The following is a 17,768-nucleotide window of genomic DNA, read 5'->3' as shown; positions in this document are numbered from 1 at the left end:
TTCCATGAAGAGATTTGTGTTAACAGCAGTTACAGTCTTTGTCATATCTTTAATTGCTGCATGTTCTTTGGCCACAAATACAACAAACGATCATAAAAATATGAATGATAAAAAAACTAAACGAACTGAAACGGCTACAAAACCATTGGAAATTGTTAAGGGACCAGAAGTTACTTTAATAGCGAAAGAAGAAAAGCAAAAATTAAGTAACGGTGTTATTGTTCCGGTCTGGACATTTAATGGCTCATCTCCTGGTCCAGAAATTCGGGTGAAAAAAGGTGAAAAGGTGAAAGTGACATTAAAAAATGAACTATCTGCACCGGTATCTATTCATTGGCATGGGTATCCTGTTCCAAATAACATGGATGGAATTCCAGGTGTGACGCAAGATGCGGTTGAACCTGGAAAAAGTTTCACCTATGAATTTGAAGCGAACGTACCAGGAACGTACTGGTATCACTCGCATCAAGATTCTGTAAATCAATTAGATAGAGGATTATATGGTGCTCTCGTTGTAGAAGATACAAATGAAAAGTATGATAAAGATTACACATTAATGTTAGATGAATGGATAACAGATAAAGAAGAGATTAATAAACAGTTAAAAGAAATGACAAAAGGAAAAACAGAAAAAGCAGACGGTAATAAATCTAGTAAGGATAATGAAAATGCGAAAAAGAATGATGATAAGAACAGCATGGATCATTCTGGTATGGACATGGACAGTGATAAAAAAGACCCTGGCAATATGGCAGGAATGGACCATGGAAATATGAAGATGGAAGGACATGATATGAGTATGTATGATTTATTCACAATCAATGGAAAAAGCGGTGATTTAGTAGCGCCGTTGAAAGTGAATAAGGGAGATAAAGTTCGTCTGCGACTCGTTAATGCTGGTTATTTATCACATGATATACATGTTCACGGTCATGATATAAAAGTAATTGCAACAGATGGTCAACCAATAAACGATCCAAAAGTTATAAAGGATCAAGTAATTTCAATCGCACCTGGTGAACGTTATGATATTGAATTTACTGCTAATAATCCTGGGAAATGGTATGTTGAAGACCATTCAGCAAATAAAGGTGCAAAAGGAATGAAAGCTGTTATTGAATATGATGGCAGCAAAGAGAGGATAGATAAAGCAGATGAAAAAGAAAAATTATCGAAATTAGATATGACGAAATATGGTGCTAAAAAACTAGGTAGTTTCACGTTAAATCAGCAGTATACTGCCACATATAATATGGACTTAAATACGCAAATGAATGGAAATGAAATGGTATATACAATTAACGGAAAGGTATTTCCAGATATTGATCCAATTCCAGTGAAAAAGGGCGATTTAGTTAAAGTGAAATTGGTAAATCGTTCTAAAATGGACGATCATCCGATGCATTTACACGGTCACTTCTTCCAGGTGTTGAGTAAAGATGGAAAACCGATAGAAGGCTCTCCAATTGTGAAAGATACATTGAACTTAAAACCAGGAGAAGAATATGAAGTAGCCTTTGCAGCAGACAATCCGGGTGATTGGATGTTCCACTGTCATGATTTACACCATGCTTCCGCGGGGATGGTAACAGAAGTGAAATATACAGATTATAAATCTAACTATGTTCCCAACCCAAACATTCCTAATAAGCCAGAATAATATGAAGCAGTTATCCTATGGATAGCTGCTTATTCATTTTCGGTGCAAGAGTCAATGTATATGTTGATCATGCCCGGGGGAAGGTGGGGGAGTATGATCTGGGAATGTCACGAATACGGCAACGATAATTACCACACTAATTGAAAGTAATAATAAAAAACGCCTTTGGATAAAAGCAGAAAAAGTTTCTGATAAAAGTTGAATTATACATGACATAGTTATTGTTATCGTAAGTAAAAGGCTAATAAACAGTATACTATGAGCTTGTTGAGCGTTTAACATTTCTGTAATCATTGCTCCCATCATACTTGCCATTAATCCAGAGAACATCCCTTCTAAAGCAGTATATAGGTGAAAACGTAGACCGACTAAAAAACCGATACAACCACTAATTAATATAGCAAGCAAAGTAGAATAGAGTAATTCTCCTTTAAAAAGAATTCCTAAATAAAATCCGATACTTAAACCGATACTCATACTAAAAGACATAATAAATACCATATACTCCATTAGGGTACCGTTACGTTTAGAAATGTAAGATGTAATAAGAATCGAGATACAACAAAGTGTTAAGGTGGTTGTTGTGTAAGCGAACATTATGATACCTCCCTGTCCTATCATTCATTTCATCATATGTTCATATGGAGAGTTCTTATGCTTATTTATATCTGCATATTATCTGCACAATTTAATTAATGTGAGTAAGAAGGCTCCTGATTTTTTGGACGTCTTTTTAATTATGAGCATGTGAATGTAAGAGTTAAATGAAGAGTTTCTATTGTGAAGCCATAAAGAATAAGCGTATAATATTATAGTTATCCCATTATGGGGAGTAACCCGCGAATGATAAATAAGATTGTTGTTTTATCATCGCCTCTAAACAGATAGACAATGAAAGTAACACTGGAATACGGATAGGGAGTTATAAAATGAAATTAATTATTGCCGAGAAACCAGATCAAGGTTTGGCTCTTGTTTCACAGTTTAAATATCGCCGGAAAGATGGATATTTAGAAGTGGAAGCGAATGAGTTATTTCCAAATGGAGCGTACTGTACATGGGCAATTGGTCATTTGACGCAGTTATGTAATCCAGAACATTATCACGCAGAGTGGAAAAAATGGTCACTTAATACGTTACCGATGATTCCAGAGCAATTTCAATTTGAAGTAACAAAGTCGAAGTATAAACAGTTTAACGTTGTGAAACAGCTGTTACATAATCCTCAGGTAACAGAAATTATTCACGCGGGCGATGCCGGGCGTGAAGGGGAATTGATTGTACGAAACATTATTAATCTTTGTAACGTACAAAAGCCGATGAAACGTCTTTGGATTTCATCTTTAACGAAGCAAGCTATATATCAAGGATTTAAAAACTTGCTTGATGAATCAGATACTATCAATACGTACTATGAGGCGTATACAAGGTCATGTGCGGACTGGGTCGTTGGTATGAATGCATCGCGTGTCTTTAGTATTTTGCTAAAGAAAAAAGGAATGAACGATGTATTTTCAGCTGGACGTGTACAAACACCGACACTCGCATTAATTGTAAAGCGTGAAAAAGAAATAGAAAACTTTAAGTCGGAGCCGTTTTGGGAAGTGTTCGCAACCTTTAATATAGAAGGAAAGAAGTATGAGGGGAAATGGGAGAAGGATAGTGAATCCCGCTTAAAAGACCCTGATATGGCAAATAAAATTGCAGCATTTTGCCAAGGTAAACCGGCTGTAGTAAAAGAAATGAAAACGGAGCGTAAAGAGTTTCAGCCACCGTTTTTATTTAATTTATCAGCACTGCAAGCGACAGCTAATAAAGCTTTTAAATTTTCACCGAAAAAGACGCTTGATATAACACAAGCACTATATCAAAAAGGGATAGTTTCTTATCCGCGTTCGGATTCTAACTATGTTACACAAGGAGAGGCAGCGACGTTCCCTGATATTTTACAGAAGTTAAGTCAGTTTGATGAATATAAAGGTTTATTACCGGCTCCGGTTGAATCAATTATGAATAATAAGCGTTATGTGAATGAAAAGAAAGTAACAGATCACTATGCCATTATTCCGACAGAGCAAGTTACAAATCCAAGCAAACTATCAGGTGATGAAAAGAAAATTTACGATATGATCGTAAGAAGACTGATTGCGGCGCATTATGAAGTTGCAATCTTTGACTACACAACGATTACAACTCTTGTAGACGAACGTGCTGAATTCATTTCAAAAGGAAAACAGCAAATACAAGAAGGTTGGCGTAAAGTTATTTTCCAAGACGATAAAGATGACGAAACGATTCTTCCAATTGTAGCTGAAGGTGAACAAGGAAAAGTTGTAAAGGTGAAAGTGAAAGAAGGAAAAACACAGCCACCGAAGCGTTATACAGAAGGTCAACTTATTACCTTAATGAAAACGGCAGGTAAGTATTTAGAGAACGAAGAGCTTGAGAAAGTATTAAAGAAAACAGAAGGTTTAGGTACAGAGGCAACTCGCGCTGGAATTATTACGATGCTGAAAGACCGTAAATATATAGATGTGCAGAAAAACCAAGTGTATGCAACCGATAAAGGGAAAGTATTAATTACCGCAATCGGTGATAAAATACTGGCTTCACCAGAAATGACAGCGAAATGGGAGCAGCGCCTTGCGGAAATTGGGGAAGGTACAGCATCACCAGCTACATTTATGGAACAAACGAAAAAGCTATCAGCGAAAATTATTGAAGATGCAGTGGAAATGTCGGAGAAGTGGGATTTCACTGGATTACATGTTGAATCGATTGAGCGAAAAGGATCGAAATTTACAACTGGTAAAAAGGTTGGTAGTTGTAAAAAATGTGATGGCGACGTGATTGATAAGTCAACGTTTTACGGTTGTTCTAACTACAACACAACGCAATGTGATTTTACCATCTCGAAGAAAATATTAAGTAAAACAATTTCACAAAAGAATATGACAAAGCTCTTAAAAGGTGAAAAGACCGATTTAATTAAAGGCTTTAAAAAAGGCGAGAAAACGTTTGATGCGATGTTAGAGTGGAAAGAAAATAAGATTAATTTTGTGTTTGAGAATTAAGTGATTTCAACAAATAAAAGCTTTTGTAACAGGTAAGGTTTGGGGAAATATGGATAGAGAAGAAAAAGCATGACAATTTTATGTCATGCTTTTTTATTTTATAATTACAAAATTTTGTGTACTAATATTAAAAAGGAAGGACTTTAATGTGACATTTCGAAAATTCCTTATTCTTGATTATATTCTATAAAGACTTAAGTTTTCCTCGTGCCCTGTACGTACACCGAAGATACTTAAAAAATTTGTCATGATTTTTTGGGAAATAGAAAATCCAAGGTTTAAATAGCAATACCGGTTCTGCGGGTGGCTTAATAACATTTATCGATGCTGCATTGCTTATATACTTGATTAAATCGTCTGAAGGATTTATACATGTTAAAAAATTGAATTGTTTAAGATTATTTGGATCTCCGTTGTTAATGCCTATTACAATTAAGGAATTCAAGGACCAAGCTTGATTGGATTGTGTAAAACCGGAAACCGAAAGAGGCCCATAAGCTTGTAAAAGCGTCTGCCAATCCCCCAAAACCCAATCAAAGTTGTTTATTCCTTCTAATTCAACTGTCCCTATTAGTTCCTTGTAGGTATTATCGTATAAACTTGAATAAAGTCCTATATTGTTGATGTAAAGTTCCTTAAACTTTTGGTCCAATGAATCCATGATATCATTTAACATTCTGCTCATCCAACTGAGGAAAAGAAATCATTATGAAATTGATTCAAGTGAAGAAGAAAATATTTTCGGAAAATTAAAAAGTTTCATATCTTAATCTATTGACATCCAAATATTGTAATGCTAATCTAAACATACCGACGTCCTGTATGTTTAGATTAGAAGAGGTGTGTAAATGAAAATTAAAGATTCAAAGCAAACAATTGAAAAAATATTAACGGTGTCAGCAACGCTGTTTAGTGAGAAGGGATTTGATAAAACGAGTATACAAGATATTGTTGATTCTATTGGAATGTCACGTGGTGCTATTTTTCATCATTTTAAGTCGAAAGAAGATATATTAGATGCAGTTATAGAACGACATTTAAATTATACTTACGAGATGTTGGAGCAATTAGCTAACAGCGTTGATTCAGTAAATAGTAGGGATAAGCTGATAAAAATCTTAGAGATACTTATATCAGACAAGAATATTCATACGATTGATAGTGTTCTAAATGTCCAAATTAAAAATCCACAGTTTGTTATTCAAAGAATAAAAAAAGGTGTAACAAAAGAAGCGTTAATTTTTAAAGAAATTATAGAACAAGGGATAGCTGATGGATCAATTGAAACTGAATATCCTAATGAATGTGCAGAAGTTTTTATGTTTTTGATAAATATTTGGACGAATCCAGTTCTATTTAATCGTAAAAAAACAGAAACAATTAGGCGGCTGATTTTTATGCAATATATGATGAGGCAACTAGGTGTTGATATTGTGAGTGACAAATTAATAGAATCACTTATGGAGAATTATCCGAATGTAGAAGATGGTGATATAGATGAATAGTTTTGCGGTAAAAATAGATAAATTGGTAAAAACATTTGCTGGTTCAGAGGTGATTAAAGGCAGCGCAATGACGGTGAAAGCCAATACCATATATGGATTCTTAGGTGCCAATGGTGCAGGGAAAACAACAGTGTTTAAAATTTTATCAGGATTATTGGTTCCTACATCTGGGAAGGTTGAAATTTTTGGAATGGATATAACGAAAAATCGCGAGTTGATATTAAAAAATATAGGAACTTTAATTGAAGTCCCAGTATTTTATGAGCATTTATCAGCAACTGAGAATTTAAAATTTCATTTAGCATATATGAATGTGGAAGGATTTGGAGTTTCTGAAGTCTTAGAAATGGTAGGCCTTACTCAAACGGGCGACCAACCAGTTTCTAAATTTTCATTAGGAATGCGACAAAGGTTAGCAATAGCACGTTCGTTCATTCATAAACCTAAGCTTTTAATTTTGGATGAGCCAGTAAATGGACTAGATCCACTTGGAATTCAAGAAATGAGGGTGTTATTTAAAAATTTATCTAAAAATTACGGGATGACCATTCTTATTTCAAGCCATATTCTTAGTGAACTTGAACATATTGTAGATTCAATTGGAGTCATTGTAAATGGAGTGGTTGTAGAAGAAGCACTTTTAGAAGAAGTAAAGACAAAATCTCCGAAAGGATTAGAAGAATATTTCTTTAAAATTATGTCGGGAGGAAAAGTATGTGTTTAATATAATACAACTTGAAATTAGAAAAAATAAAATAAATACGTTTATTTTGGCGAGTGTTATTTCTAGTATTGGTTTACTTGCTTTTATCTATTTTATTGCATTTGTTGCACAACAAACGAATGAAGTTCAATTTCAGAACTATACTAATATCTATAAATTTACTACTTTAATGGGGATGATTGTTTTTTCATGTATATCATCTGTAATGTATACTCGCTTTATTATTGAAGAATATAAAGGTAAACAAATGACATTGTTATTTTCTTATCCTATTAATCGAAAGAAAGTTTTATTTGCAAAGTTACTTATTGTACTTGGTTTTACTACGGTGTCTATGATTATTTGCACTGCTATACCTATCATTATTTTTAGTTTAACAGAAAAAATTTCTCCTATTGTTCCAGACACTCTTTCACAGCAAGATATTTTTTCTACATTGTTAATGATTGTAATTACTGCTTTTATAACAAGTATGGTAGCCCTTATTGCTATGAGAATAGGTTTTATTAAAAAATCAGTTCCAATTACAATTATTTCTGCTTTCGGATTAATTGCACTTTTAGGGAATACTGTGGCATCTGGCTATGATAAGCCTATGTTAGGTGTCATTATATTAGTAATAATTGCTGCTATTGGAATCTTAGTTGCTCTTGAATTGATGCAGAGAGTAAATCGGATGGAAATAGATTAATTGAGGAGGGAAACTAATGGATAATTACCAGGAAATAGTTGAATTGAATGGGAGACGTAAAATAGAGATTCATATTAAAGGAGGAATTATTTTTTGTCATGCAATAAAAGGAACAAAATTAGTTATAAATGGATCGTTAGGACGGCATTGTAAGGGAATGGAAATAAATCAACTATCGAATTGTTTAATTTTAAAACAAAAAGTTCGCTTTACTCCAATTCTTATGGTTGGATTTCCTAAATCGGTTTATTTAGACATAGGTATTCCAGAGGATATGATCGATTATCTAGTTATTAATCAAGATATTGGTGAACTGACCCTTGAGGGACTGCGAGGTGAAAAAATAGAAGCTAAAACGAAGGCTGCCAAGTTGAATGTAAAAGATGTCTTATGTGATTCTTTAGATTTAAAGGTTGGCAGTCGTCCGGCAGATATTCAATTATTAAGAAAAATTCGACATACTAATGTACAGTCTATTTCAGGGAAAATTAAACTAGAGATGGCTGAAGTAGGTGGGGATTTGAATTGTTCACCTGGTGCAGCAGGGGCTTATATTAAGATTCCACCCAGGGCAAATGTACAAATAAATAAAAGTGGGATTAGAAAGTGTGCAGTAAAGGCTAGATTATCAGGAGAGCAACTTTATCAATTCAATTTAAAAGCAAATTTAGGAGAGATAAGAGTTGTAAATTAACAAAGAAAAAAGGGGGGAGAGTATGGAAAAAATTAAGTTGTTTTGTCTGCCATATGCAGGTGGATCAGCATCTATGTATTATCAACTAAAAGGATATATGCATAAAATAGTAGATGTAATCCCAATTGAATATTCAGGGCATGGAGAACGTATTTCAGAAAATTATTATGCGAGTTTCAAAAATATGGTAGACGATATAGCAAGTAAGATAATTGATTATTTGGATGATGATCCGTTTTCTATTTTAGGTTATAGTATGGGAAGTTTAGTAGCTTTTGAAGTTTACTATGAAATACTTAAGCGTACAGGGAGAAAGCCACTTCATCTTTATTTTGTAGCAAATGGTCCTCCGGAAGAAAAAGATAATAATTTAAAAGTATCTAATATGTCATCTGATAGAGTAGTTGAAAATATAAGAAGTCTAGATGGTTATGATTTTTTGTTAGAAGATAAAGAACTATTAGATTTGTGTGTGAAAAATTTTGAAGTTGATTTTAAACTATATAAAGAATATAAATACACTAAAAAAGAAGAAAAATGTTTGTCTAACATATCAATTATTTATTCTGAGGAAGATAATGTAGATGATAATATTTTTAAATGGGCAAAGTATACTGCAAGATTTTGTAATTATAAAAAAATGAAGGGGAATCATTTCTTTATTAATACTCATATAAAAGAATTGGCAAAAGAAATAAATGATACGTTATTAATGGAACTTAAGTACTTATAAACAAATATTATTTAATTTTAGGTGGGAGAATATGCTGAAAAATAATGCGGATGTCAAATTTCAAAAAGATGGTAATTTTAGGGGGAAGGCAATAGAAACTTTTTTATTTGATGAACATGTGTATCAATCAATTGTAAATTTTTGTGATAAAAATAATGTTAAACTACTACAATTTTTTTCTGCATTATGGGCTTTTCAAACTGGTAAGTCGATGGGGAACGATATTGTAACCATAGGTAACTTTGATATTGAGAATTCATTTAATTATAAAAGTTATGAGATAAATATGGAGCAAACAATTATAGACTTAATTAATAGCAAAAAGGATAAATCTTCTACAAAATTAACTGAATTGAATTTTGGGAATTTTGGATATAATGATTTTTCAGGTGTAGTTTTATACCAGTTGGAAAAAAACAGAAATTCAGTCAACAAAGGGGACTTTCAATTAGAAATTGGTTTGCAGCAAACAGAGGGTAAACTGAAGATAGTTTATAATTTTGATACAGATTCTATTAGTAGTATGATGCTAAAGCTTTTACATAATAGAATAGAAATGATATGTAAACAAGTTATGTCAAGGCAAGCAATCTTACTAAAAGATATAGAAATATTACATGAATTAGAAAAACAACAAGTTTTAATAAAATATAATGAAACGTATTCTGAATATCCAAACAATAAAACAATCATTGAATTGTTTGAGGAGCAAGTAAATAAAACCCCTAATGCTATCGCTATAGAATTTGCAGGACAAGAACTAACTTATCAACAGTTCAACGCTAGAACTAACTATTTAGGTAAGTTACTGAGAGAGAAGGGGGTAGGACCTGATAAGATTGTAGCTATAATAACAGATAGATCGATTGAAATGATCTTGGGGATTTTTGCAGTCTTAAAAGCTGGAGGTGCTTATTTACCTATAGATCCTTCTCAACCAATTGATAGGATAAATTATATTCTTGAAGATAGTGGTACAGATATTTTGTTATCAGGGCATGGTGCTGACAATGTAATTAATAATATTATTAACAATGTAGCTATTATCGACTTAATTGGTTGTAAGGAAGAGATAGCAACGAATCTAGAACATATATCAAAACAAAATCATTTGGCTTACGTCATATATACATCAGGTACTACTGGGAATCCTAAAGGGGTTATGGTCGAAAACAGGAATTTAATGAATTTAATTTATTGGATGCTTAAAGATGACTTTAATGAAACAGAAGTGATTATGCAAAAAACAACATATGCATTTGATTTATCGATTTGGGAAATGTTCTTATGGTGTATAAGAGGTGCAAAATTATTTCTTTTGCCTAAAGAGGATGAGAGAGATTTTCAAAAAATTGCAGAGAAAATCAAGAAGCATAATGTTACGAGATTATCCTTTGTACCATCAGTATTAGAGGAATTCCTTTTTTATACAGATGTGAATAAATTGACTTCACTAAAAAGAATACAGTTATCAGGTGAGGCGCTTCCTATAGAACTAGCAAATAAATATAATGAAAACTATTGTGTTGGCGCAAATCTTGTAAATTCATACGGTCCAACTGAAACGACAGTATTTGCTACTTCACATATGGTTCCGATAAATGAGAAACAAAAAGGAATTCATATAGGAAAGCCTATCGCAAACACCCAAATATATATTATGAATAACGAACACCTTTGTGGTGTTGGGATGGTTGGTGAAATATATATTGGTGGTGAAGGAGTAACGAGAGGTTATTTAAATAAACCTCAGCTTACAGCGGAAAAATTTGTAGAGAATCCGTTTAAACCTAGAGATACAGTATATAGAACAGGTGACTTAGGTCGTTGGTTAGAAAGTGGAGATATTGAATACTTAGGTAGAATTGATGATCAAGTAAAAGTAAGGGGATACCGAATAGAGCTTGGGGAAATAAAAACAAAAATAAGAGAAATTGAAGGTATTCAAAATGCTGCAGTTGTACTGAAAGAACTAGATGGCGAAAAATATTTATGTGGTTATATAGTTGCTGACAGAAAGATGAATGTAAAGAAAGTAAAAGTTCAATTAGAAAAAAATTTACCAGAATATATGATTCCAACATATATTATCCAAATGGAAAGTTTGCCGGTAACAAGAAATGGGAAATTGGATAAGAATGTCCTACCAAATCCCAAACATATTTCTTATGAGAAATATGTTGCACCAAGAGATGAAACGGAACGATATATTTCAGGGATATTTCAAGAAATCTTAAGGGTAAATCGAGTGGGAATTGATGACAGTTTCTTTGAACTGGGAGGGCATTCTCTAAGAGCGATAAGACTTGTGAACATGCTTGAACAAAAGTATGGGACACGGATTCCTCTAAGAAAAATTTTAGAAAATAGTACAGTGCGAAAGCTAAGCGAAGAAGTAAAGAGGGATGCAAATCGAGAACAGCATGTACCGATTAAAAAACAACCTGAAAAAAATTACTATGAAATGAGTTCGGCGCAAAAAAGGTTGTATGTAATTGATCAGATGCAAGAACCGAATATTACATATAATATTCCACTAATGATTAAATTTGATGAGAAGATTAATACTAAGCAGCTATATAATGCGTTAACTAAACTTACAGAACGGCACGAATTATTAAGAACGCATTTTGAGCAGATAAATAACAAATTTATTCAGGTTGTAGAAGATCGAGTAGAAATCGATTTTAGTCATATAGAGGAAAAAAATACAGAAATATTAAATGTTTATAAGAAGTTTATCAAGCCTTTTGATTTAAAAAAGGCACCTTTGATGAGAACGATGGTTATTGAAACTGAAAAAAATGAAAGCATTCTATTAATTGATATCCATCATATTATTTATGATGAGGGATCAGCTCAAATATTATTAAATGATTTAGCTAACTTTTATAACGGAAAAAAATTACTAGAATTTAATATCCAGTATAAGGACTATAGTGTATGGGAGAATGCTAGAGATTTAAATGAGCAAAAGCAATATTGGTTAAATGAGTTTTCTGATGAAATACCTTTACTTAATTTGAAAACTGATTTTCCGAGGCCGCAGTATCAAAGTTATTCTGGGAAAAGAGCTATTACAAAACTAAGCAAACATATAAAAGAATTAGTAAGAGGCGTTCAAGTAAAAACAGGTGCTACGGAATATATGATTGTATTGTCTACTTTTATGTTGTTGCTTAACCGGTATAGTCGACAAGAAGAAATTGTAATAGGTAGTCCAGTAGCTGGAAGGACTCATGTAGATACTCAAGATATATTAGGGATGTTCGTAAATACATTGGCTATTAAAGGTAATTTACATCCTGATATGAAATATATTGAGTTAATACAACAACTCAAAGAAAAATGTTTAAGAGCACTTGAAAATCAAGATTATCCATTTGAAGAATTAGTAGAGAATATAAGGGTCGAAAGAGATGCATCAAGAAACCCTATTTTTGATGTTATGTTTGTGTTGCAAAATAATGAATCTACCGAGCTAACATTTGGAAAACAAAAAGCACAAGCAATAGAAATGGATAATAACACGGCAAAATTTGATTTAACAGTTAGTATGACGGAAAGTGAAGATGGGTATGAGCTCATTTGGGAATATAGCACGGATTTATTTAAAGATGAAACGATTGAACGTATGAGCCAACATTTTTCACAGTTATTGACTAATACTTTGAAAAATCCACAAAAGGAACTATGTGAATTTGAGTTGTTGAGTGAGGAAGAGCGACAAAAAGTACTAATTGAATTTAATGATACAGAGGTTACATACTCTCAAGACAAAACGATTATTGAGTTATTCGAAGAGCAAGTGGAGAGAACGCCTGATAATATAGCATTAGAATTTGGACAAATATCTCTTACTTATAGAGAACTTAATTCTAAAGCTAATTATTTAGGAGAGGTGTTGAGAAAAACAGGGGTGAAACCAGACTCTGTTGTGGGAATAACTTCAGAAAGATCTCTGGAAATGGTTATCGGAATATACGGAATTTTAAAATCTGGAGCAGCATATTTACCAATTGATCCAAAGAGTCCAAGAAACAGAATGGAATTCATAATTGAAGATTCTAATATTAAAATAATGTTAGGTGGTCCTGGTAGTAAGGACTTGTTAAATGGTTTATCTGATATTGTGATTGTTGATATTACAGAATGTAATGAAGAAAGAGAAAGTAACTTAAAGGTGATATCAAAACCGAATCATTTAGCGTATGTAATTTATACGTCTGGGACTACAGGTATGCCTAAAGGAGTAATGATTGAAAATAGAAATATTGTCAATCAAGTATTTTGGCAAATAGAGAACGGTAATTACACTGAAAAATCAGTTATTGTTCAGAAAACAGCATTTTTCTTCGATGGTTCAGCTTGGGAAATTTTCCCTTGTTCAGTAGCTGGATGTAAACTGAGCATACTTAATGAGGATCAAAATAAGGATCCAGGGGAACTTATAAAGTTTTTACCTCATAATCAGATAGCTCTCACACCATCAATGTTGAGGATGATATTAGAATATATAGAGGACCATGATCAAGCTGAGGTATTTCAATTAATTAATAAATTATATTTAGCTGCAGAGCCAATATCAAAAGATTTATTGGAAAGATTAAGAGAATTGATGGGGGGAAGATTCGGTAACTTATGTAATTTGTATGGACCTACAGAAACTACAGTTACTGCAACTTCTTATCATTTTAGTAATCAGGCAAATATAGAAAAAGTTCCAATTGGAAAGCCAATATCTAATACACAAGTTTATATAATGAATGGAAATACCTTATGTGGAATTGGAGTACCAGGCGAATTATGTATAGCGGGAGCAGGTGTATCGAGAGGTTATTTAAATAATCCTATGTTAACTGCTGAAAAATTTGTAGAAAATCCGTATAAACTAGGAGAGAAAATTTATCGTACTGGAGATTTAGCTTGTTGGCTAGAGGATGGTAATATTGAATATTTAGGTAGAATTGATGATCAAGTTAAGATTAGAGGATTTAGAATTGAACTTGGAGAGATTGAGGAGAAAATAAGAACTCTACCAGGAATCCAAGATGCTGTTGTAGTTGTAAAAGAAAATAATGATGAAAAATATTTGTGTGGTTATTTAGTGTGTAAAGCAGAATGGAATGTTTCTGAAATTAAAATGAAACTTAAAAGTATGTTACCTGATTATATGGTACCAACATACATTATGCAGATAGATAAGCTTCCAATTACTAGAAATGGGAAGCTGGATAAGAAGGCGTTACCATGCCCTGAATTTGTATTAGCAGAAAATTACGTCGCGCCAAGAAATAAAATTGAATCAGCTATTATAGAAATGTATAAAGAAATTTTGCATATAGAACAAGTTGGAATAGATAATGATTTCTTCGAATTAGGTGGGCATTCATTAAAAGCGACAGTTTTAGTGAATAGTATAGAACGAAAATTTGGAATGAGAATTCCATTACGTAAAGTAATGGAATTAAAAACTGTTCGGAATTTAGCTGAAGAAATTAAAGAGGTGGATGGATATAAACTATATTCGCCAATTGAAAAGCAAGTAGATCGTCATAGTTTTGAACTGACTTCAGCTCAAAAAAGGCTGTACATCATTGATCAAATGCAAGGGGAAAATATTATTTATAATACCCCTCAAATTTTAGAAGTGAATGGTTACCTTGATTTGAATAGGTTGGAAAAGGCATTTCAAAAGTTGATACAACGTCATGATATTTTAAGAACTCATTTTATTATGGAAAATGGAACACCAATTCAAAAAATAACTGACAGTATTGAATTTTTGCTAGAGTTTGAAGTGATAAATAAGGAACTAGATATTCAGCAATTATTAAATGAATTTGTAGAACCATTTAACTTAAGTGAATCGCCATTATTAAGAGCAAAAGTTGTACAGATTACAGAAAATAAATCAATTTTAATAATTGATATTCATCATATTATTTGTGATGGAGTTTCAAAGAAGACTCTATTGGGAGATTTATCGAAGTTCTATGAAGGGAAATATTTAGCAACTCCAGAAATTCAATATAAAGACTATAGTGTATGGGAAAATAATAGGGAATTGTTTGGACAAAAGAATTATTGGTTAAATGAATTCGCAGAAGAAATACCGGTACTTGATTTAATTACAGATAATCCAAGAACTCAGAAGAAAAGTTTTAAAGGACAAAATATTATAACTAAATTAGGACTAAAATATAAGAATGCTATAAAACAGCTAGAAAAAGAAACAGGGGCAACAGAATATATGGTATTGTTGTCAACCTTCATGTTATTCCTAAGTAGATATAGCAGACAAGAAGAGATTGTTGTGGGAAGTCCTATATCTGGCAGAACTCACTCGGATACAATTGATATGCTGGGTATGTTTGTAAATACTTTGGCGATTAAAGGGAATATACAATCTTCACAAAGATTTATAGATTTGGTGGCACAATTACGAGAAAAATGCTTAAATGCGTTTGATAATCAAGAATATCCATTTGAAGAGTTAGTAGATCAACTTAGTGTTGAAGGGGATCCTTCTCGAAATCCAATTTTTGATGTCATGTTTGCATTTCAAAATAATGAGAATGAAAAGATAACATTTGGAGAAGCTGATGTTGTTTTATTGCCAACACCAAATAATGTATCAAAGTTTGACTTAACAATGAACATTGAAGGTATTGAAGATGGATATGAGTTGAATTGGGAGTATTGTACGGACTTATTTAAAGAAAAAACAATTGCTCGTATGAATGAACAATTTGTCCAATTATTGAAAAATGTTTTGAAAGACCCACAAAAGAAACTGTGTGAAATTGAATTGTTAACTGATACAGAAAAAGAAAAAGTTATTTATGAATTCAATAGGACACATATTGAATATCAAAACGATAAGACGATTATTGAAAGATTTGAGGAACAGGTGGAAAAAACTCCAGATAAAATAGCTGTAGAATATGAAGGGGAGAGCCTTACCTATAGACAATTGAATGCAAAGGCAAACACCATTGGGAAAAATTTAAGAGACAAGGGAGTACATACAGAATCCATTGTCGGAATTGTAACAAAGCGTTCGCTAGAAATGATTGTTGGGATTTATGGTGTACTAAAAGCAGGTGGGGCGTATTTACCAATTGATTCAGAATATCCGGTAGAGAGAATTAATTTTATGTTGAACGATAGTAAGGCAAAAGTATTGTTAGTGGGTGAAGGTAATCAAAGTATAGTAGATCATATAGATGCTTCAACTATACTTGTTAATCTTACAAATTGTGAAGAGGATCAGATAAACCCAGTTCCTATCTCTCAACCAGATAGTTTGGCATATGTCATTTATACTTCTGGTACAACAGGAACACCGAAAGGTGTAATGGTTGAAAATAGGAATGTAATGAATCTATCTAATTGGCAAATCGATGAAGGGAAGTATGGAGAAGATACGGTTGTTCTTCAAAATTTAAACTATATCTTCGATGGCTCGGTTTGGGAAATTTTCCCTGTTACTTTATCAGGAGGAAAACTGTTAATTATTTCTGAAATACAAAACAAAGAACCTAGAGAGTTATTAACTCTTTTAGAGAAAAAGCAAGCTCTGTTAGTACCATCAATGTTCAGAATGTTGTTGGAATATGCAGAAAAAAATGGAAAAGCGGATGAATTAAAGCAGTTTGAAAGACTATATTTAGGAGCTGAACCACTTACTAGTGATCTGATAGCGAAGTATGAGGAGATAACAGGGGCAAGTATAGACAATATAAACAATTTATATGGTCCAACTGAAGCTACGGTTGTAGCTACTTCATATCGATTTAACGGGAAAGATAATAGAGAAATCATTCCGATAGGAAAGCCAATTGCCAATACTCAAATATATATTTTGAATAACAAGAGTATATGTGGAATTGGTATGCCGGGAGAATTATGTATTGGTGGTTCAGGTGTTTCTAGAGGGTATTTAAACAGAGCAGAACTGACGGCTGAAAAATTTGTAGTTAATCCTTACAGACCAAATGAGAGAATCTATCGAACGGGAGATTTAGCTCGTTGGAATGAAGATGGAAATATTGAATATTTAGGTAGAATAGATGAACAAGTTAAAATTAGAGGGTTTAGAATTGAATTGGGAGAGATTGAAGAAAGAATTAGGGATGTAGAAGGAATCAGTGATGCCGTTGTTATTGTTAAAGAAAACAATGGTGATAAATATTTATGTGGATATGTAATAAGTAGTGAATCTATCGATATTAAATACATTAAAGAGAAATTAAGGGGAAATTTACCGGAATACATGATTCCGACGTATATCATGCAATTAGATAATTTCCCATTGACAAAAAACGGTAAATTAGATAGAAAATCTTTTCCAGATCCACAAATTACAGATAGAGAAGATTTTGTTGCACCTAGAGATAATGTAGAGGAAGGTATTATGGGGATTTTCAAAGAGATTTTAGAATTTGAAGTGATTGGTATAGATGATAGTTTCTTTGAACTAGGAGGACACTCATTAAAAGCGACTAAATTGGTAAATGCATTAGAAGAAAAGTTTAAAGTTAGAGTTCCGCTAAGTACGATATTAACAGAAAAAACAATTAGAAAAATAGCTGAAAAAGTAAGAAATACAGAAGTGAAATCAAATAGTGATACTATTGCCTATCCAGAATTGATAGTAGCAGTAGAAGAGGAGGTATAAGTAC

At 32.6% G+C, this 17,768-nt stretch carries 10 protein-coding genes; 8 read left to right on the top strand and 2 right to left on the bottom strand.

The features are described from left to right. Window positions 1-4 precede the first annotated feature (4 nt). Complete coding sequence (locus QEP67_RS18560; protein WP_048566918.1) at window positions 5-1,660, top strand: multicopper oxidase family protein; 1,656 nt, start codon at window positions 5-7, stop codon at window positions 1,658-1,660. Between the two features lie 51 nt (window positions 1,661-1,711). Here the strand turns inward: QEP67_RS18560 and QEP67_RS18555 are convergent, their stop codons facing one another. After that, window positions 1,712-2,257, bottom strand: coding sequence for a hypothetical protein (locus QEP67_RS18555; protein WP_353706364.1), 546 nt, complete (start codon window positions 2,255-2,257; stop codon window positions 1,712-1,714). A gap of 332 nt (window positions 2,258-2,589) precedes the next feature. Here QEP67_RS18555 and topB point away from each other — a divergent pair, with 332 nt between their 5' ends. Then, window positions 2,590-4,734 (top strand): DNA topoisomerase III, encoded by a 2,145-nt coding sequence (gene topB, locus QEP67_RS18550; RefSeq protein WP_353706363.1) that lies wholly within the window; start codon window positions 2,590-2,592, stop codon window positions 4,732-4,734. 184 nt (window positions 4,735-4,918) lie between these two features. On the opposite strand, the gene QEP67_RS18545 is transcribed toward topB, so the two are convergent. Continuing rightward, on the bottom strand, window positions 4,919-5,410 hold the full coding sequence (locus QEP67_RS18545) for a hypothetical protein (protein ID WP_000930863.1): 492 nt from the start codon (window positions 5,408-5,410) through the stop codon (window positions 4,919-4,921). A gap of 172 nt (window positions 5,411-5,582) precedes the next feature. Between QEP67_RS18545 and QEP67_RS18540 the strand changes: the two genes are divergently transcribed. Genes QEP67_RS18540 through QEP67_RS18515 form a run of 6 tightly spaced genes read left to right on the top strand, consistent with a single transcriptional unit; the run spans window position 5,583 to window position 17,764 of the window. After that, window positions 5,583-6,239, top strand: coding sequence for a TetR/AcrR family transcriptional regulator (locus QEP67_RS18540; RefSeq protein WP_000692812.1), 657 nt, complete (start codon window positions 5,583-5,585; stop codon window positions 6,237-6,239). Then, window positions 6,232-6,963: an ATP-binding cassette domain-containing protein gene (locus QEP67_RS18535; RefSeq protein WP_001083811.1), complete on the top strand. Its 732-nt coding sequence runs from the start codon at window positions 6,232-6,234 to the stop codon at window positions 6,961-6,963. Before QEP67_RS18540 ends, QEP67_RS18535 begins: the two co-directional genes overlap by 8 nt. After that, window positions 6,956-7,654 (top strand): ABC transporter permease, encoded by a 699-nt coding sequence (locus QEP67_RS18530; protein WP_000481846.1) that lies wholly within the window; start codon window positions 6,956-6,958, stop codon window positions 7,652-7,654. The genes QEP67_RS18535 and QEP67_RS18530 overlap by 8 nt, the downstream gene beginning before the upstream one ends. Before the next feature lie 16 nt (window positions 7,655-7,670). Beyond that, a complete protein-coding gene (locus QEP67_RS18525; RefSeq protein WP_000371059.1) occupies window positions 7,671-8,348 on the top strand; it encodes a hypothetical protein in 678 nt (225 codons plus the stop codon). A gap of 22 nt (window positions 8,349-8,370) precedes the next feature. Then, window positions 8,371-9,081, top strand: a complete 711-nt coding sequence (locus tag QEP67_RS18520) for a thioesterase domain-containing protein (RefSeq protein ID WP_048566920.1) — start codon at window positions 8,371-8,373, stop codon at window positions 9,079-9,081. A 31-nt stretch (window positions 9,082-9,112) separates the two neighbouring features. Then, entirely contained in the window at window positions 9,113-17,764 is an 8,652-nt protein-coding gene (locus tag QEP67_RS18515) for an amino acid adenylation domain-containing protein (protein ID WP_341056145.1), read from the top strand. The last annotated feature ends 4 nt before the right edge of the window (window positions 17,765-17,768 follow it).

Source organism: Bacillus cereus group sp. MS39 (genome assembly GCF_040448665.1).
GTDB classification, from domain to species: domain Bacteria; phylum Bacillota; class Bacilli; order Bacillales; family Bacillaceae_G; genus Bacillus_A; species Bacillus_A wiedmannii.
Note: the sequence above shows the minus strand (reverse complement) of the source record. Positions and strands in the feature narration are given on the sequence as shown.

What these genes read in the sequence shown, in the direction of transcription:
- QEP67_RS18525 (WP_000371059.1), top strand. Translation starts at nt 7,671, where the DNA reads ATGGATAATTACCAGGAAATAGTTGAATTGAATGGGAGACGTAAAATA.
- QEP67_RS18535 (WP_001083811.1), top strand. Translation starts at nt 6,232, where the DNA reads ATGAATAGTTTTGCGGTAAAAATAGATAAATTGGTAAAAACATTTGCT.
- QEP67_RS18560 (WP_048566918.1), top strand. Translation starts at nt 5, where the DNA reads ATGAAGAGATTTGTGTTAACAGCAGTTACAGTCTTTGTCATATCTTTA.
- QEP67_RS18545 (WP_000930863.1), bottom strand. Translation starts at nt 5,410, where the DNA reads ATGTTAAATGATATCATGGATTCATTGGACCAAAAGTTTAAGGAACTT.
- QEP67_RS18555 (WP_353706364.1), bottom strand. Translation starts at nt 2,257, where the DNA reads ATGTTCGCTTACACAACAACCACCTTAACACTTTGTTGTATCTCGATT.
- QEP67_RS18515 (WP_341056145.1), top strand. Translation starts at nt 9,113, where the DNA reads ATGCTGAAAAATAATGCGGATGTCAAATTTCAAAAAGATGGTAATTTT.
- topB (WP_353706363.1), top strand. Translation starts at nt 2,590, where the DNA reads ATGAAATTAATTATTGCCGAGAAACCAGATCAAGGTTTGGCTCTTGTT.
- QEP67_RS18520 (WP_048566920.1), top strand. Translation starts at nt 8,371, where the DNA reads ATGGAAAAAATTAAGTTGTTTTGTCTGCCATATGCAGGTGGATCAGCA.
- QEP67_RS18540 (WP_000692812.1), top strand. Translation starts at nt 5,583, where the DNA reads ATGAAAATTAAAGATTCAAAGCAAACAATTGAAAAAATATTAACGGTG.